Source organism: Streptomyces sp. NPDC087420 (assembly GCF_044744165.1).
In the GTDB taxonomy this organism is placed as follows: Bacteria; Actinomycetota; Actinomycetes; order Streptomycetales; family Streptomycetaceae; genus Streptomyces.
On the sequence record NZ_JBIUXU010000006.1, the window covers coordinates 15,515 to 30,551 of the forward strand.

At 71.4% G+C, this 15,037-nt stretch carries 15 protein-coding genes; 9 read left to right on the top strand and 6 right to left on the bottom strand.

Annotated elements, in window-relative coordinates; all coding sequences use genetic code 11:
• Positions 1 to 428 precede the first annotated feature (428 nt).
• Positions 429 to 1,952: a glutamate--cysteine ligase gene (locus tag ACIO1C_RS13390; protein WP_401862226.1), complete on the top strand. Its 1,524-nt coding sequence runs from the start codon at positions 429 to 431 to the stop codon at positions 1,950 to 1,952.
• A 65-nt stretch (positions 1,953 to 2,017) separates the two neighbouring features.
• On the opposite strand, the gene ACIO1C_RS13395 is transcribed toward ACIO1C_RS13390, so the two are convergent.
• Positions 2,018 to 3,802 (bottom strand): substrate-binding domain-containing protein, encoded by a 1,785-nt coding sequence (locus tag ACIO1C_RS13395; RefSeq protein ID WP_401862229.1) that lies wholly within the window; start codon positions 3,800 to 3,802, stop codon positions 2,018 to 2,020.
• A gap of 219 nt (positions 3,803 to 4,021) precedes the next feature.
• Between ACIO1C_RS13395 and ACIO1C_RS13400 the strand changes: the two genes are divergently transcribed.
• Positions 4,022 to 4,801: a CPBP family intramembrane glutamic endopeptidase gene (locus ACIO1C_RS13400; protein WP_161306662.1), complete on the top strand. Its 780-nt coding sequence runs from the start codon at positions 4,022 to 4,024 to the stop codon at positions 4,799 to 4,801.
• Between the two features lie 30 nt (positions 4,802 to 4,831).
• On the opposite strand, the gene ACIO1C_RS13405 is transcribed toward ACIO1C_RS13400, so the two are convergent.
• Positions 4,832 to 5,659, bottom strand: coding sequence for a PhzF family phenazine biosynthesis protein (locus tag ACIO1C_RS13405; RefSeq protein WP_401862231.1), 828 nt, complete (start codon positions 5,657 to 5,659; stop codon positions 4,832 to 4,834).
• Positions 5,660 to 5,791: 132 nt separating this feature from the next.
• Between ACIO1C_RS13405 and ACIO1C_RS13410 the strand changes: the two genes are divergently transcribed.
• The gene (locus tag ACIO1C_RS13410; RefSeq protein WP_401862233.1) at positions 5,792 to 6,442 is read left to right on the top strand and encodes a PadR family transcriptional regulator; all 651 of its coding nucleotides are present in this window, start codon (positions 5,792 to 5,794) and stop codon (positions 6,440 to 6,442) included.
• Positions 6,443 to 6,535: 93 nt separating this feature from the next.
• Here the strand turns inward: ACIO1C_RS13410 and ACIO1C_RS13415 are convergent, their stop codons facing one another.
• Positions 6,536 to 6,730 carry a hypothetical protein gene (locus ACIO1C_RS13415; RefSeq protein ID WP_327237630.1) on the bottom strand — a complete coding sequence of 65 codons (195 nt, stop codon included), beginning with the start codon at positions 6,728 to 6,730 and terminating at the stop codon, positions 6,536 to 6,538.
• 226 nt (positions 6,731 to 6,956) lie between these two features.
• On the opposite strand from ACIO1C_RS13415, the gene ACIO1C_RS13420 reads away from it, so the two are divergent.
• Both ACIO1C_RS13420 and ACIO1C_RS13425 read left to right on the top strand, forming a co-directional pair.
• On the top strand, positions 6,957 to 7,493 hold the full coding sequence (locus ACIO1C_RS13420; RefSeq protein WP_401862234.1) for a Clp protease N-terminal domain-containing protein: 537 nt from the start codon (positions 6,957 to 6,959) through the stop codon (positions 7,491 to 7,493).
• Positions 7,494 to 7,641: 148 nt separating this feature from the next.
• Positions 7,642 to 8,664: an EamA family transporter gene (locus tag ACIO1C_RS13425; RefSeq protein ID WP_401862235.1), complete on the top strand. Its 1,023-nt coding sequence runs from the start codon at positions 7,642 to 7,644 to the stop codon at positions 8,662 to 8,664.
• Positions 8,665 to 8,683: 19 nt separating this feature from the next.
• Here the strand turns inward: ACIO1C_RS13425 and ACIO1C_RS13430 are convergent, their stop codons facing one another.
• Positions 8,684 to 9,424, bottom strand: a complete 741-nt coding sequence (locus tag ACIO1C_RS13430; RefSeq protein WP_401862237.1) for a pyridoxamine 5'-phosphate oxidase family protein — start codon at positions 9,422 to 9,424, stop codon at positions 8,684 to 8,686.
• A 36-nt stretch (positions 9,425 to 9,460) separates the two neighbouring features.
• On the opposite strand from ACIO1C_RS13430, the gene ACIO1C_RS13435 reads away from it, so the two are divergent.
• On the top strand, positions 9,461 to 10,792 hold the full coding sequence (locus tag ACIO1C_RS13435) for an aminotransferase class I/II-fold pyridoxal phosphate-dependent enzyme (protein ID WP_401862240.1): 1,332 nt from the start codon (positions 9,461 to 9,463) through the stop codon (positions 10,790 to 10,792).
• Here ACIO1C_RS13435 and ACIO1C_RS13440 read toward each other — a convergent pair.
• Positions 10,783 to 11,847, bottom strand: coding sequence for a DMT family transporter (locus tag ACIO1C_RS13440; protein WP_401863177.1), 1,065 nt, complete (start codon positions 11,845 to 11,847; stop codon positions 10,783 to 10,785). The genes ACIO1C_RS13435 and ACIO1C_RS13440 overlap by 10 nt on opposite strands.
• A 68-nt stretch (positions 11,848 to 11,915) precedes the next feature.
• Here ACIO1C_RS13440 and ACIO1C_RS13445 point away from each other — a divergent pair, with 68 nt between their 5' ends.
• Positions 11,916 to 12,821 carry a LysR family transcriptional regulator gene (locus ACIO1C_RS13445; protein WP_401862241.1) on the top strand — a complete coding sequence of 302 codons (906 nt, stop codon included), beginning with the start codon at positions 11,916 to 11,918 and terminating at the stop codon, positions 12,819 to 12,821.
• Positions 12,822 to 13,029: 208 nt separating this feature from the next.
• Here the strand turns inward: ACIO1C_RS13445 and ACIO1C_RS13450 are convergent, their stop codons facing one another.
• Positions 13,030 to 13,464, bottom strand: a complete 435-nt coding sequence (locus ACIO1C_RS13450) for a Rieske (2Fe-2S) protein (RefSeq protein ID WP_401862243.1) — start codon at positions 13,462 to 13,464, stop codon at positions 13,030 to 13,032.
• A gap of 336 nt (positions 13,465 to 13,800) precedes the next feature.
• On the opposite strand from ACIO1C_RS13450, the gene ACIO1C_RS13455 reads away from it, so the two are divergent.
• Both ACIO1C_RS13455 and ACIO1C_RS13460 read left to right on the top strand, forming a co-directional pair.
• A complete protein-coding gene (locus ACIO1C_RS13455) occupies positions 13,801 to 14,625 on the top strand; it encodes a class E sortase (RefSeq protein WP_401862246.1) in 825 nt (274 codons plus the stop codon).
• A 93-nt stretch (positions 14,626 to 14,718) separates the two neighbouring features.
• Positions 14,719 to 14,889: a hydrophobic protein gene (locus ACIO1C_RS13460; RefSeq protein ID WP_161311333.1), complete on the top strand. Its 171-nt coding sequence runs from the start codon at positions 14,719 to 14,721 to the stop codon at positions 14,887 to 14,889.
• Positions 14,890 to 15,037: the final 148 nt, after the last annotated feature.

Genomic DNA, 15,037 nt, shown 5'->3' on the forward strand with positions numbered 1-15,037 from the left:
TATACGACACGTGTTCACACCATGTTTCTTCTAGCTGTCGCCAATATTGCGGGCAAGGCACTATCAGGTCCGTCTTCCGGCTGCGTTTTCTTGGATAAACGCGGAACGCGGGCGGCTGGCCTGGGCCGATTGGTTGCCCGTGGACGGCCGAAACTGGTCATCGCGAAGATGACGGCCCGTCGACAATCCCGCTGATTTTGCCGACGAGGTCGGTTGAGTTTGCCGACGGATCGGGTGTGGGACTCAGCACCACGCACGCACAACGCATACAGCACGCATGCCAATGGAATGTGCCGCGTGCCTCCAGTCTCCACTCTACCCGTTGCCCGGAGGGTGAGGGGGCGTTACGGATCACGGAGTCTGGGCATTATCGACCGTGACGCGAGCGGCCGGAGCCCGGGGCTGCCTACTGGAGGAGGGACGCTTCGATGGGGGAGAAGGTCGAGGCGGACGGGTTCGCTCTGTCCGATCGGCAGAAATACCGCAGAAAGTTGCAGCAGTGCCTGGCGGTACTGGGGCGGCTCCTGGCGGAGAAGAGGTTCGACCGGCCCAAGAATCTGATGGGCCTGGAGATCGAGCTCAATCTCGCGGGCTCGGACGGCATGCCGCGAATGATGAATGGCGCGGTGCTCGAACGTATCGCGAGTGGCGATTTCCAGACCGAACTCGGAATGTTCAACCTGGAAGTAAATATAGCTCCGCACCGGCTGGAGGGACGCGTTCTCGACCAACTGGCCGAAGAACTGCGGGCCGGCCTCGGATATGCCCACCGCAAGGCCGACGAGGTCGACGCGGGCATTGTGATGATCGGTATTCTGCCGACCCTCACCCAGGACGACACGGTCTCCGCGAATCTCTCCGACGTCGGCCGCTACACACTCCTCAACGACCAGATGGTCGCGGCCAGGGGCGAGGACTTCGCCCTGGACATCGAGGGGGTGGAGCGTCTCACCTGCCGGTCCGCGTCCATCACCCCCGAGGCCGCCTGCACCTCCGTACAACTGCATCTTCAGGTCACACCCGAGCGATTCGCGGGTGTGTGGAACGCCGCGCAGGCGATCGCGTCCGTTCAAGTGGCACTGGGTGCCAATGCTCCCTTCCTTTTCGGCAGGGAGTTGTGGCGGGAATCCAGGCCGCCGCTGTTCCTCCAGGCGACGGATGTCAGGCCGCCCGAACTCGCCGCGCAGGGAGTCCGGCCGCGGACATGGTTCGGCGAGCGTTGGATCGATTCCGCGTATGACCTGTTCGCGGAGAATTTGCGTTATTTTCCTCCCCTGCTGCCGATCTGCGACGACGAGGACCCGCTGCGGACACTGGACGACGGCGGAGTGCCCGACCTGGCGGAGCTGGCGCTGCACAACGGCACGGTCTACCGCTGGAACCGGCCGGTCTACGAGGTCGCGGACGGCGTGCCGCACCTGCGGGTGGAGAACCGCGTCCTGCCCGCGGGCCCGACGGTCACCGACGTCATCGCCAACGCCGCCTTCTACTACGGGCTGGTGCGCGCGCTCGCGGACGACACGAGGCCGGTGTGGAAGCGGCTGCCGTTCGAGACGGCGGCCGCCAATTTCGAGACCGCCTGCCGGCACGGCATCGACGCGGAGCTGCGGTGGCCACGGCCGGGCCGGGGGACCGGTATCACCACCGTGCCGGTCGTGAAGCTCGTACGGGACGAACTGCTGCCGCTCGCGGCGGCCGGTCTCGACGCGTGGCAGGTCGAGCCGGCGGACCGCGACTTCTACCTCGGGGTGATCGAGGAGCGGTGCAAGCGGCGGGTGAACGGCGCCTCGTGGCAGGTGGACACCTACCACCGGGCACGGGAGGAGGGGCTGGGGCGGGAGGCCGCGCTGGCCGCCACCACCCGGCGCTACAGCGAACTGATGCACCGGGGGGAGCCGGTGCACACCTGGCCGGCCGGACTGTCCGCGCCGGGGGCCGGTGACCCGGCCTGACCGGCGGAGGACGGAGGCGCGGAGGCGCGGAGGACGGACGGGCGGGCGGCGCGTCGGCGGCGGGCTTACGGCTCCTCCTCCTCGCCGACCGCCATGATCGCCTGGAGGATCACCGCCTGGATGTCGCCCGGGTCGCTCACCTCGTAGCCCGCGCCGCCCGTGGCCCTGGCTATCTGGTGCACCGCAGCCCGGTCCGCGTCGGGGCCGACCGCGATGCCGATCAGCGGCACAGGACGGGTGGGATCCGTGAGCGTACGCAACTGACTGATCAGCGCGGCACGCGAAATGCTGTGGTCGTCCTTGTTGGTGCCGTCCGTGAGCAGGACCACGGCGTTGAACTTGCCCTTCACGTACGAGGCCTGGGCCTCCTTGTAGGCCGCCAGCGTCGTGTCGTACAGACCGGTGTCGCCGTCGGGGACCGGTTCGAGCGCGGAGAAGGCGTCCGACAGCTTCTCGCGGTGCGTGCCGCCGCCCTTCGCCGCGTCCCCGAGCCGGGCCGTCTCCTCCACCTTGCGGTAGTCCTTGGCACCGTCCAGCCGGGTCGCGAACTTCCACAGCCCGATCTCGTCCTCGGGCGTGAACTGCGCCAGCGCCTGGAGGAGCGAGGCCTTGGTGACATCCATCCGGCTCTGGCCGCCGCGCCCGGGGACCGGCGCCTCCATCGAGCCCGACGCGTCCACGACCGTCGTCAGCCGGGCACTCTGCACCGTGACGGTCCACAGGCCGAGCGTCCGCTGGACCTCCTCCGCCGTCGGGGGCCTGGAGTCGTCCGTGTCGTACGGCTGGGGCGCGCGCCCGCCCGCCGTACGGACCAGCGCGGCCTCCACCGGAGTGTCCGCCGCCCCCGCCCGGAAGCCGTGGTCCTCCAGCGTCCGGTACGAGGCGTCGTCGGTGAGCAGGGCCATGAACCGCATGGCGGCGCGGCTCTCGTCGGTGGTCAGCTCGGACTCGTCGACCAGGTTGTACGGGTAGTCGAGCGCGGGCGCGCCGTCGGTCGGGTAGAAGAGCTGGAGGTTCGCGGCGCCGTTGCTCCCCGAGTTGTGGACGAACGCGGCCTGTTCGGAGAGCAAAACCGCCTCGTTGCGCCGGGGATTGCCCTTCTCCGCGCCCGAGTCGTCCTCGGCCAGCGTCCTGAGCACCTGGATGTCGGAGTCGGAGACGCGCTGCGACAGGAGCTTCGCCGTGGCGGCGGCCCTGGTGTCGCCGTCCGGGCCGCCGTCGCGGGACGAGTCGGCGATGCTGGTGAGCGCCAGGAGGCCGGTCGCGCTGCGCGCCGGGTCGGCCGCCCCCAGGAGCCGCTGGTCCTGCTCGGTCGCCGCCGTGGTCAGCCCCGCCCAGGTGTACGTCTTCCTGGGCCAGCCGAGGGACGCCGCGGCCGTCGGCACCGCGGCCAGTGTGACCGGGGAGAGGGCCACATTGCCGGCCGGGGTCAGCGACGCGGCGTCCCCGACGCTCTCGGCGCGGTCCACCCACACGCCGGAGTCGGGCACCCAGACCTCGAAGTCCGGGGTCTCGGAGCCGCGCGCGAGGGCGCTCGCGACCCGGTAGTTCTCGCGTGCGACGACCCGGATGTCCAGACAGCGCCCGTCGGAGGTCACCTTGTCCGCGCGGGCGCGGTCGGCGATGGCCCGCAGCGCGGGCGCGATGTCGGGCGAGGCCACCATCCGCAGCCGTACCGGAACGTCCCCGCAGGCCTCGGCGAAGGAGAGCGCGCCGCTCTGCACCGCGACGGCGGCCCCCGCCGCCACCGTCAGGACGAGGGCGGTGGCGATCGCGACGCTGCGACGGCGGGGGGAGCGGGGTCTGCCGGGACCCGCCGCTCTCTCGTCGGGCAAGCTGTGACGTCCCATGGCGGTGGCGCCCTCCTTCGTGAGGGGTGAACAGGGGTGGGCTCGAAGGGCGCGGCTCGATGGGTGTAGAAGAGGGGGTACCTCGCCGCCGAACGGCGACCGTCCCCCGGCCTGTCGCGCGCGATCTTCGTACCTGCATTCGAGACCCTAGCGGCACGGCAAGTGGCATGAGGCGGGAATACTCAACTGGAGGCAGGTGTGCGGGCGGACGTGGATCAGGTGGCCGGTTCCTTTCCCGAGGAGGACGCCCCCCGGCGGATCCTCCGGTCCGAGACGGTGCTCGTCCTGGCGCTCTCGCTGGGCGCGAGCGGTGTGTCGGCGCTGATCAGTTTTGTTGGTTCGGTGACAAAACCCGGCGCCCTCAGGGACCAGGCGGCCCAGCTCAACTCGTCGGCGGCCCCGGGGCGGCCGTGGCTCGATCTCGCCTGGCAGCTGTTCGGCATCACCACCGCTCTGGTGCCGGTCGCCCTCGTCGCGCACTTCCTGCTCAGGGAGGGCAGCGGACTGCGGGCCATCGGCTTCGACCGCACCCGGCCGGGACCCGATCTGGGGCGCGGCACGCTCGTGGCGGCGGGGATCGGCAGCGCGGGACTCGCGTTCTACCTGGCGGTCCAGGCGTCGGGCTTCAACCTGACCGTGGTGCCGGAGTCACTGCCCGGCGTGTGGTGGAAGTTCCCGGTGCTGATCCTCTCGGCGGTGCAGAACTCCGTGCTGGAGGAGGTCATCGTCGTCGGGTATCTGCTGCGCCGGCTGGGGCAGTTGGGGTGGACACCGATGGCGGCGCTGGTGGCGAGTTCGGTGCTCCGTGGCTCGTACCACCTGTACCAGGGGATCGGCGGCTTCCTCGGCAACATGGTGATGGGCGTGGTGTTCGTCCTCCTGTACCGGCGCTGGGGGAGGGTCGGGCCGCTGGTGGTGGCCCACTCGCTGCTCGACATCGGGGCGTTTGTCGGATACGCGCTGCTGGCGGGCAAGGTGGGGTGGCTGCCTACGGCGTAGGGGCTGTGCCTGTTCCGCGTCCTGGAGGGCTCACGGCGCGCTGAGCAGCTCGCCGTCGATGACCGTCACCGCGTGGCCGGTGAGCAGCGTACGGTCGCCGCGCAGGGAGGTGCGGACCACTCCGGTACGGGCACCTCCTTGGAGGCCGGTCAGTTCGGCGCGCCCCAGCCTCGCCGACCAGAACGGGGCGAGCGCGGTGTGCGCGCTGCCCGTCACCGGATCCTCGTCGATCCCCACCGCGGGAAAGAAGCCGCGCGAGACGAAGTCGTAGCCGCCCGCCGGGTCCTCCGCGGCGGCCGTGACCACCACGCCGCGCCGCGAGAGGGCGGCGAGCCGCCCGAGGTCGGGGGCGAGGAGACGTACGGTCCGCTCGTCCGCCAGCTCCACCAGCAGATCACCGATCCACTCCGACGTGCGGTGAACCGACAGGGGCTCGGCGCCCAGCGCGGCGCCGATGCCGACGCGGTCTTGGGTTTCCACCGGCCTCAGCGCCGAGGTGGGGAAGTCGAGCGTCAGCGCGCCGTCCTCGTGGGCGGTGGCGCCCAGGACGCCCGAGCGCGTCGCGAAGCGCAGGGGACCGGTCGCGCGTCCGGTGGAGCGCAGCACGTGAGCCGTGGCCAGGGTGGCGTGGCCGCACAGGTCGACCTCGGTGAGCGGGGTGAACCAGCGCAGCGCCCAGTCTGCGTCGCCGCCGGCCGGCAGGGGATGCGCGAAGGCCGTCTCCGACAGATTGACCTCCGCCGCCACCCGTAGCAGCCATCCGTCGTCGGGGAAGTCCGCCGCGTCCAGGAGCAGGACCCCCGCGGGGTTGCCGGCGAAGGGGCGGTCGGTGAAGGCGTCGACGATTCGAATCCGCATGCGCCGACGGTAGGCGATCGGCGAAGCACCAGGTGAGAGGGCAGAAGGAAAAGGTGTTTGTCAAACGTACGCTTCCGATATATCGTTGGGGTATCGCGACAGATCAACGATATGTGAAGGAGGAACGTAGAGATGCGTTCACAAGCACACGGACACGGACATGAGCACGGCCACGAGCACGGACCGGAATCCGGTCACTACGGGCCCGGCGGGCGGGGCCGGGGAGGCTTCGAGGGGCGGCGCGCCGCCTTCGGGCCCTTCGGCCCGCCGTTCGGCGGGGGTCCCTTCGGGGGCGGTCCCTTCGGCGGAGGCCGGGGGCGCGGTGGCGGCGGCGGCCGGGGAAGGGCGCGGCGTGGTGACGTACGCGCCTCGATCCTGGCGCTGCTGAAGGACCGGCCCATGCACGGTTACGAGATGATCCAGGAGATCGGCGAGCGCAGCGGCGGGGCCTGGCGGCCCAGCCCCGGCTCGGTGTACCCCACCCTCCAGCTCCTGGAGGACGAGGGGCACATCACCAGCAAGAGCGAGGGCGGCAAGAAGCTGTTCACGCTCACCGAGAGCGGACAGGCGGAGGCCGAGACAGGCCCCGACGCTCCGTGGGAAGAGGCCGGGCGCGGTGTCGACTGGGAGACGGTCAACGAGATCCGGCAGGCCGGCTTCGGGCTGATGGAGGCGTTCGCGCAGGTCTGGAAGACCGGCACGCCCGAGCAGCGGCAGAAGGCCCTCGCGGTCACCAACGAAGCACGCAAGAAGCTCTACCTGATCCTCGCCGATGAGGACTGACGGAGAGCTGTTGTACGGAGGCGAGGCCCCGCGGTCATGACCGCGGGGCCTTGTCGCGCGCGGCCGGCGGCGGTTGGAGGCGTTCGGACACGGTCAGATGCGGTCGGCCACGCGCAGCCGCCAGAACACCGCGGAGTCGAACGCGTCCGAGGCTCGCGGATGCGGACCCTCGTCGTGGCAGTGGAACGCGGCCCAGAACACGTCCCCGCGCAGTGCGTCCGGCGGCGCGTAGACGCGGTAGACGTACTGCTGACCGTCCATCGCGAGCAGGGCGACCATCCAGTACATCCGCCTCCTCTTCTCGTATCTGTCGGACGCCCGCGCGCTCCGTCGCGGTTGCGTCCGGTCGCGTCCGTAGGAGGGACGCAAGGCGGCGCGCCCCCTCGGGGGTGAGAAGGGGCAGATCTCATTCGTAAGGATGAGGAACCCGCCCAATGCGCCCACCTTCCGTGGGACACCAAGATGGCCCCCGCCGGGGATGCCTTCCCCGGGGGCCGGCTGATGAGGTGAGAGAGTGCAGAGCCCTACCCCGCGAGTGCCCCGGCAACCCGTACCGACCCGTGCGGGCGCCGACCTGGACGCCCGGCTCACCGTGGAGCTGGCGTCGGTCGTCTCGGGCGCGCGCAGAAGGGCCCACCGCGACGGTGACGCGCAGATCGACACGGCCCATCTCCTGCACTCCCTGCTGGAGACCGATCCCGGGGTGCGGGCCGCCTTCGACGGCGGGCCCCAGGTCGCGCGGGTGCTCGGCTATCTCGTCCAGCGCAGCATCGGGTACGGGCTGCGCTGGCAGGGGACGGTCGAGGACTCCGGCGCCGTACCGGTCCTGCGGGAGGACGCCGTGACCGGCTGGTCCCCGCCCGCCGTCGCCGCCATGAACCACGCGCTGGAGCGGGCCGCGCGGCGCGGCGAAGCACGGGCCTCCGGACTCGACCTGCTGGCCGCGCTCGCCGGGGACCGGTCGTGCAGGGCGGTCGAGGTGCTCGAACGGGCGGGGGTGGACGCGCTGTCGCTGTCGGGACGGCTGTCCGGAGCGGGTCGGCGCGGCTGACGACGGGGTGACCCGCCGTCAGCCGCGCGGCTGACGGCGGGGCGACGGGACAGCCGGCGGGGCGGTTGACGGGGCGGGCGGGGATGCGCGGGCGGATGACAGGTGTGACCGGTGTGTAGCTCCTGACGTGACCTGTCATGATGACGCCATGCACGCGTCTCAGGGGCAGGGGAGGAGCGTCGGACTGGGCCTGGCCCTGGCGTCGGCGTTCGCGTTCGGTGGTTCCGGTGTCGCGGCCAAGCCGCTGATCGAGGCGGGGCTCGACCCCCTCCAGGTGGTCTGGCTGCGGGTCGCCGGCGCGGCCCTGCTCATGCTTCCGGTGGCCTGGCGCCACCGCGACCTGGTCCGCCGCAGGCCCGCGCTGCTCGCCGGATTCGGCCTGCTGGCCGTGGCCGGCGTCCAGGCCTTCTACTTCGCCGCGCTCTCCCGTATCCCCGTCGGTGTCGCGCTGCTCGTCGAGTACCTCGCGCCCGCTCTCGTCCTGCTCTGGGTCCGCTTCGTGCAGCGGCGACCCGTCACCCGGGCCGCCGCCGTCGGGGTCGTGCTGGCGGTGGGCGGCCTGGCCTGTGTGGTCGAGGTCTGGGCCGGGCTGAGCTTCGACCCGGTGGGGATCCTGCTCGCGCTCGCCGCGGCCTGCTGCCAGGTCGGCTACTTCGTGCTGTCGGACCAGGGGAGCGGTACGGAGGACCCGGCGGACACGGCGGATCCGCTGGGGGTGATCGCGTACGGACTGCTGGTCGGGACCGTGGTGCTGACCGTCGTCGGCCGGCCGTGGGAGATGGACTGGTCCCTGCTCGGCGGTACGGCCGACCTGGGCGGCTCCGAGGTGCCCGCGGCGCTCCTGCTGGGCTGGATCGTGGTGATCGCGACCGTGCTCGCGTACACGACCGGTGTGGTGTCCGTACGGAAGCTCTCGCCGCAGGTGGCCGGGGTGGTCGCGTGCCTGGAGGCGGTCATCGCGACCGTTCTCGCGTGGGTGCTGTTGCGGGAGCACCTTTCCGCGCCGCAGATCGCCGGCGGCGCGGTGGTGCTGGTCGGCGCCTTCATCGCGCAGTCCTCGACGCCCCGGCCGCCCTCCCGTGGTACGGGTGCGGGGAGCGGTGGCGGGGGCGAAGCCCCGGCACCCGCGGCCACCGATGTTCTTGAGGAGACCGGCCGGCCGGCCGGCTAGAGCCCGTCCGGACGTCGTCTCAGTGGGCGGCGAGGTAGTCGGGCAGGGGTACGGACGAGTCGAGGTCGTCCGCCGGTACGGGGGGGCCGTAACCGCGTACGACGGGGACCACCCCGCTCCAGTACGGGAGTTCCAGGTCCTCGGCGTCGTCGTTGGGGCCGCCCGTACGGACCTTGGCGGAGACCTCGTCGAGGTCGAGGCGGATCACGGCGGTCGCGGCCAGTTCCCTGGCGTTGGCGGGGCGCGAGTCGGCGGCGCGGCCGGGCACGACGTGGTCGACGATCGCGTCGAGCGCCATGCGCCGCTCCTGGGGGTCGGTGACCTGGCGGGCGACGCCGTGCACCACCACGGAGCGGTAGTTGATCGAGTGGTGGAAGGCGGAGCGCGCCAGGACCAGGCCGTCGACGTGGGTGACCGTCAGGCACACGGGGAGGCCGGGGTCGGCGGCGCCCGCGAGCAACAGCGGGCGCGAGCCGGTCGAGCCGTGGACGTACAGCCGCTCGTCCACCCGGCCGTAGAGCGTCGGCAGGACGACGGGTGCGCCGTCGCGTACAAAACCGAGATGGCAGATGTACGTCTCGTCGAGTATGGCGTGGACCAACTCACGGTCGTACGAGGCCCGTTCGCGGGAGCGGGTCGGAACGGTGCGCGCGGTGGGCCGGTAGGCGGCGGAGGTCTCCTGCGGTGGTGCGTTCCGCGGTGGTGTGTTCCGCGGTGCCGTCCCGGGCAGTGCGCCACCCGGCTGTGCGCTCTCCGGCATTTGTGTCCTCCATTGCACTAGTGCATAGTAATCTTTGTGCTAGGAGAGTATCGGATCCAGGGTCGGCGTGCGGCGGACATCTCCGCGAGTGTGGAGCGGGCGGTCGGCTCGGGCGAGCTGGTGCCGGGCCAACTGCTGCCACCCATGCGGGAGTTGGCGACGGAGTTGGGGGTCAATCCGAACACCGTCGCCGCCGCCTACCGCACGCTGCGCGAGCGCGGGGTGATCGAGACGGCGGGGCGCAGGGGCAGTCGCGTACGGGCGCGCCCGGCCAGCACGGCCCGTGGGTCGATCCGGGTCGAGGCGCCCCCCGGCGTACGGGACGTGTCGGCGGGCAACCCCGATCCCGCCCTGCTGCCGCCGCTGCACGACGCCCTCGCCGCCGCCGCGCGGCACAACGCGGAGCGGCCCGGGATGTACGGACAGGCTTCGGTCGACCCGGAGTTCGCACGGCTCGCCCGCGCGGGACTGGACGCCGACGGCGTGCCCGGCGGGCCGGTGGCCGTCACCTCCGGATCCCTCGACGCGATCGAACGGGTGCTCGCCGCCCACCTCCGGCCCGGTGACGCCGTCGCCGTCGAGGACCCGGGCTGGGGCAGTCTGCTGGACCTCGTGCCCGCGCTCGGCTTGCGGCCCGTGCCGGTGGGGGTGGACGACGAGGGGCCCCTGCCCGCTGACCTGGAGCGGGCGCTGCGCGACGGCGTCCGCGCGGTCATCGTCACCGACCGCGCGCAGAATCCGACGGGCGCGGCGGTGAGCGCGGCCCGGGCGGCGCGGCTGCGCGCGGTGCTCGCCACCCGCCCCGAGGTGCTGGTGATCGAGGACGACCACGGCCACCACTTCGTGGACCTGCCCCTGCACCCGCTCGCCGGGGCCACCGACAGCTGGGCGCTGGTGCGGTCCACGGCGAAGGCGTACGGGCCGGATCTGCGCCTCGCGGTCCTGACCGGTGACGCGATGACGATCGACCGGGTGACGGGCCGTCAGCGGCTCGGTCCCGGCTGGGTCAGCCGCCTCCTCCAACGGGCCGTCGTGGACCTGTGGACCTCGGGCGCGGTGGACGTCCCGGCGGTGTCGCGCGCGTACGGCGAACGGCGCGACGCGCTCGTACGGGCCCTGGCGGTACGGGGTGTCGAGGCCTTCGGCCGCAGCGGCATGAACGTCTGGGTGCCGGTCGCCGACGAGACGAGTGCGGTGACGGGCCTGCTGCACGCCGGGTGGGCGGTCGCGCCGGGGGCGCGCTTCCGGGTGTCTACGCGGGCGGCGGTACGGGTCACCGTGTCGGCGCTCTCGGACGGCGACATCGCGTCGCTCGCGGACGCGCTGGCCGCGGCGGCGGGACCGGCGCCCGCGCGCAGCTACGGCTGAGTGGGTGCGGGTGCGGGCTGTGGTGAGGCAGCCGCGCCCTTCGTCATGTCCGCCTCGGCTGTCCGGCTTCCGCTCCCTCCCCGCTTACGGGACTTCCACGGCTTGCTCTGCGTCAGGGCGGCGCCGGCCAGGATGACCACCGCGCCGACGGGGGTGTTCCAGCTCAGCGGTTCGCCGAGGAGGGTGACCCCCGCGGCCGTGGCGATGACGGGGATGAAGTACGTCACCATCGCGCCGATCGTCGGGCCGACCTCGGCGACGACTCCGTACTGGAGCAGGATCGCCAGGCCGGTCCCCAGCGCCCCGAGCACCACCACCGCCAGCAGCGGCCACAGCGGGAACGAGGTCGGCATGGACGTGAACAGGGGTGTCACCACGGCGAGCTGCGCGGTGGCGAGGAGCAACTGCGTGCCGGTGAGCGAGAGATGCGAATGGCTGCCGCCGGCCAGGGTGCGGCGTACGTAGATCCAGCCGACCGGGTAGCTCAGCGAGGCCAGCAGGGCCATGGCCGTACCGGTGACGTCGAGGCCGGAGAAGCCCTGCCAGGCGCCCAGGACGGTCAGCACCCCGAGGAATCCGATGCCCACGCCGGCCACGCGGCGGCGGGTGGGGCGGTCCTCGGACAGGGCGACGAAGGACAGCAGCATGCCCCACAGGGGCGAGGTCGCGTTGCAGATGCCCGCGAGCGTCGAGGGGATCGTCAGCTCGGAGTACGCGAACAGCGAGAACGGCAGTGCGTTCAGGAGGAAGGCCGCGATGGCGAGATGACCCCAGGTGCGCAGGCCCCGGGGCAGCCGCTCGCGCTTCCACACGAGCGCGATCCCGATGACCGCCGTTCCGAACAGGAGGCGGCCGAAGGTGACTTGGAAGGGCGCGAAGCTGTCGGTGCCCACCTTGATGAACAGGAAGCTGAAGCCCCAGATGAGGGAGAGCGCCGCGAACCGGACGCGCCAGCCGATCACGCGGCGCACGCGCGGCGTGCCGGGGGCCGGTGTGGGGGAGTGCGGGAGGGAGGCGGGGGCGGGGCGAGGCGGGGTGGCGGTGCTCATGGTCATCACCATGACGTGAACCATCTCGTAGGACAAGCGAGATTTTGTGCGTCCGATGTCTTAGCATCGCTTACATGTTGAATCTGGAGCGACTGCGGACCCTGGACGCGCTGGCCCGGCACGGCTCGGTGAGCGGCGCCGCCGAGGGCCTGCACGTCACCACCTCAGCCGTCTCCCAGCAGCTGGCCAAGCTGGAGCGCGAGGTGGGCCAGCAGCTGCTCGCCAAGAACGGGCGGGGGGTCAGGCTCACGGACGCCGGCCGGCTGCTCGCCGACCATGCCGCGCGGATCATCTCGCAGGTCGAGGTCGCGCAGTCGGACATCGAGGCGCAGCGCGGCCGGGTGGTGGGCGACGTGCGGATCTCGGCGTTCCCGACGGCGGCGCGCGGGCTGTTCCCGGTCGCGATCCGCGCCCTGCGCGACACCCATCCGGAACTGCGCGTCATGGCACGGGAGTTGGAGCCGGAAGCCGGTATCAGGGGAGTCCTCAGGGGCGATCTCGATCTCGCCGTGGTGCTGGACTGGAACAACAAACGGCTGCCCGTGCCGGGCGGTCTCGCCATCGCGCATCTCCTGGACGACGCCGCCGATGTGGCGATGCCCGCCGACCACCGGCTCGCGGGCCGGTCGGAGGTGGACCTGGAGGAGTTCGCCGAGGACTCCTGGGTGTCCTGGCCGGAGGGTGAATTCTGTCACGACTGGCTGATGTTCACGCTCCGCTCGAAGGGCATGGAGCCGCGGATCGGTCACCTGGCGGGGGAACACCACACCCAACTCGCCCTGATCGCGGCCGGCCTTGGCGTCTGCGTGGCGCCACGGCTGGGGCGCGGGCCGGTGCCTGAGGGTGTGGCGGTGGTCCCCGTACGCCAGAAGATGTGGCGGCACATCCACGCGGTGTGGCGCACGGACGCGGGCCGCCGCCCCTCGATCAGGGCGGCGGTGGAGGCGCTGGGTGCGGCGGCGCGGACGGTCGAGGGCTGAGGCGACTGCCCGGAAGGGCTGAGAGGGCCCCGCCCAGGCACGTACCCCCGACTGCCCACCAAGCCGCCGCGTGCCGCCGCCCGCCGGGGTAATAACGCGGTGCCGTACGCGCCGGTACGGATCCGGCTGAGCGTCCCGGTGCGGGGCGGGACGGGTGGGCGTGCCCGTGGCGGTATCCGTATCGGTGGGCGTATGCGTACGCGCGGTGTCATGCGAGGGTGATCGAGTCTCCGGTGACCTTGATCGACGCGGCGGGCAGGGGCTGGGTCGCGGGGCCCTGCTTCACACTGCCGTCAGTGACGCTGAACTGGCTGCCGTGGCAGGGGCAGTTGATGACGCCGTCCTTCACGGTCGTCACGGCGCATCCCTGGTGGGTGCACTTGGACGAGAAGGCCTTGAACTGTCCGGCCTCGGGCTGGGTGACCACCACTCCCTGGCCGTCGAAGATCTTTCCGCCACCCTCGGGGATGTCGGTGGTCTTCGCGAGGACGTCGCCCGCTCCGGCGTCGCCGGGCTTCTGGTCGGCGGTCCCCGACGTGTCGTCCCCGCACGCGACGAGTGCCGCGCCCAGCCCTACGGCGCCTGCCGCGGCGACGATGGTCCGGCGTGTCACGATCCGTGCGGTGCCCTGCGTTCCCGTCATGCTGCGTACCTCTCTCCTGGCCGCCACTACGTCGGCCGATCACCGGAAAGTACGGACAAACCCGTCTCCGTGTTCAAGCGTGGGGCGAACTCTCCGGAATCCCCGGTGGCTGCCCTCGGATTCCGTCCTCGGATTCCTCTGTGTACCCCGTTTCTCTGAGGATCCTCTGTGACGACGACGTGATCGGCGATGTTCCGCGCCGGGCGGGGAGTTCCTCATTCGTGGGACGCTCTCGCGTGGTCCGCCGCAGGCCCCGGGTTGACGGTTCGGCGGCGGAGTCGGACATTTGATGAAACGCACCTACGCGGCTCTCGCCGGCATCCCACCAGGAGGATCATGTACTCCACGTACCGATCCCGAGCTGTTGTCCCGGCGCTGGCCTGCGCGCTTGTCGCCGTTCTGGGCGGCTCGTCCGCAGCGGGCGCGGGCAGCGGCGCCGGTGCGGCGGGTGCGCCGGCGGGCGGACCTCCGGCGTCGGTGGCGGTGACGGGGCCGGCGCCGACGAGGAGTGCGACGGGCCCGACGGAAACACCGCCGACCGGGACGGGGACGGGGACCGGGACCGCGGCGGGGACCGCGACGGGGACCGGGACGTCCGACGCCGCGTCCGCGAAGCCGTCGCCGCGCGCGCCGTCCACGCGGATCGTCAACGCCACGCTGACCATCCCGTCCATCGACATCAAGGCGCTGCGTGTGGTCCCGTACAAGGGCACGACCGACGACTGGCCGGGGACGCGGATACAGGACCGGGGCATCGCCGCCAGTCCGTACGGGCCCGACGGGGGCGTGGGCCCCGGTGAGGTCGGCAACTACCTCGTCACGGGCCACCGCCTCTCCGCGGGCGGCCCTCTGCGCGAGGTGCCGTCGCTCAAGGCGGGCGACCGCGTGTTCGTGACAGCCGACGGGACCACGTACGAGTACAAGATCACGGAGTCCCGGATCACCTCCTTCCGCTCCGCGAGCTCCCTCGCGGACCAGCGGGCGGCGGTGCCCGGTTCACCGGACAAGCACCCGACCAAGGCGATGATCACACTCTCGACGTGCGCGACACCGGAGGACAACGCGGCCGGGAACTTCTGGCGCGACGACAAGCACAACCCGGAGCACCGCATCGACAAGATCGGCGAACTGGTCGGGGAGAAGAAGGCGTCCACGCCCTGAACGCTGGTGACCCAGCGTGCTGTAAGAATTACATAAGATCATATGCATGAGCAGATTCCTCCGGGGCACACGCTGTCCTGGAGGTTGATAACTATGGTTCCCCTGCTACTCGTTCTTCTGCTCGCCCTGATTCTTTTCGGTGCGGGCTTCGCACTCAAGATTCTGTGGTGGATCGCCATCATCGTGCTGGTGGTATGGCTGCTCGGCTTCGTCGTCCGCCCCGCGGCCGGCGGCGGCAAGCGAGGCCGCTGGTACCGCTGGTAGACAGCGTTTCCAGCACTTTCGGGTGGGGCCGGACGTTCAGTCCGGCCCCACCCGAATTTTTTTATGTCCCGGCGAACCTGTGAGAGCCGGATGGGAAAAGCGTCGAGAAGTGAAGAAGGGACCGCACCGGCAAACGTCATTTCCGCGA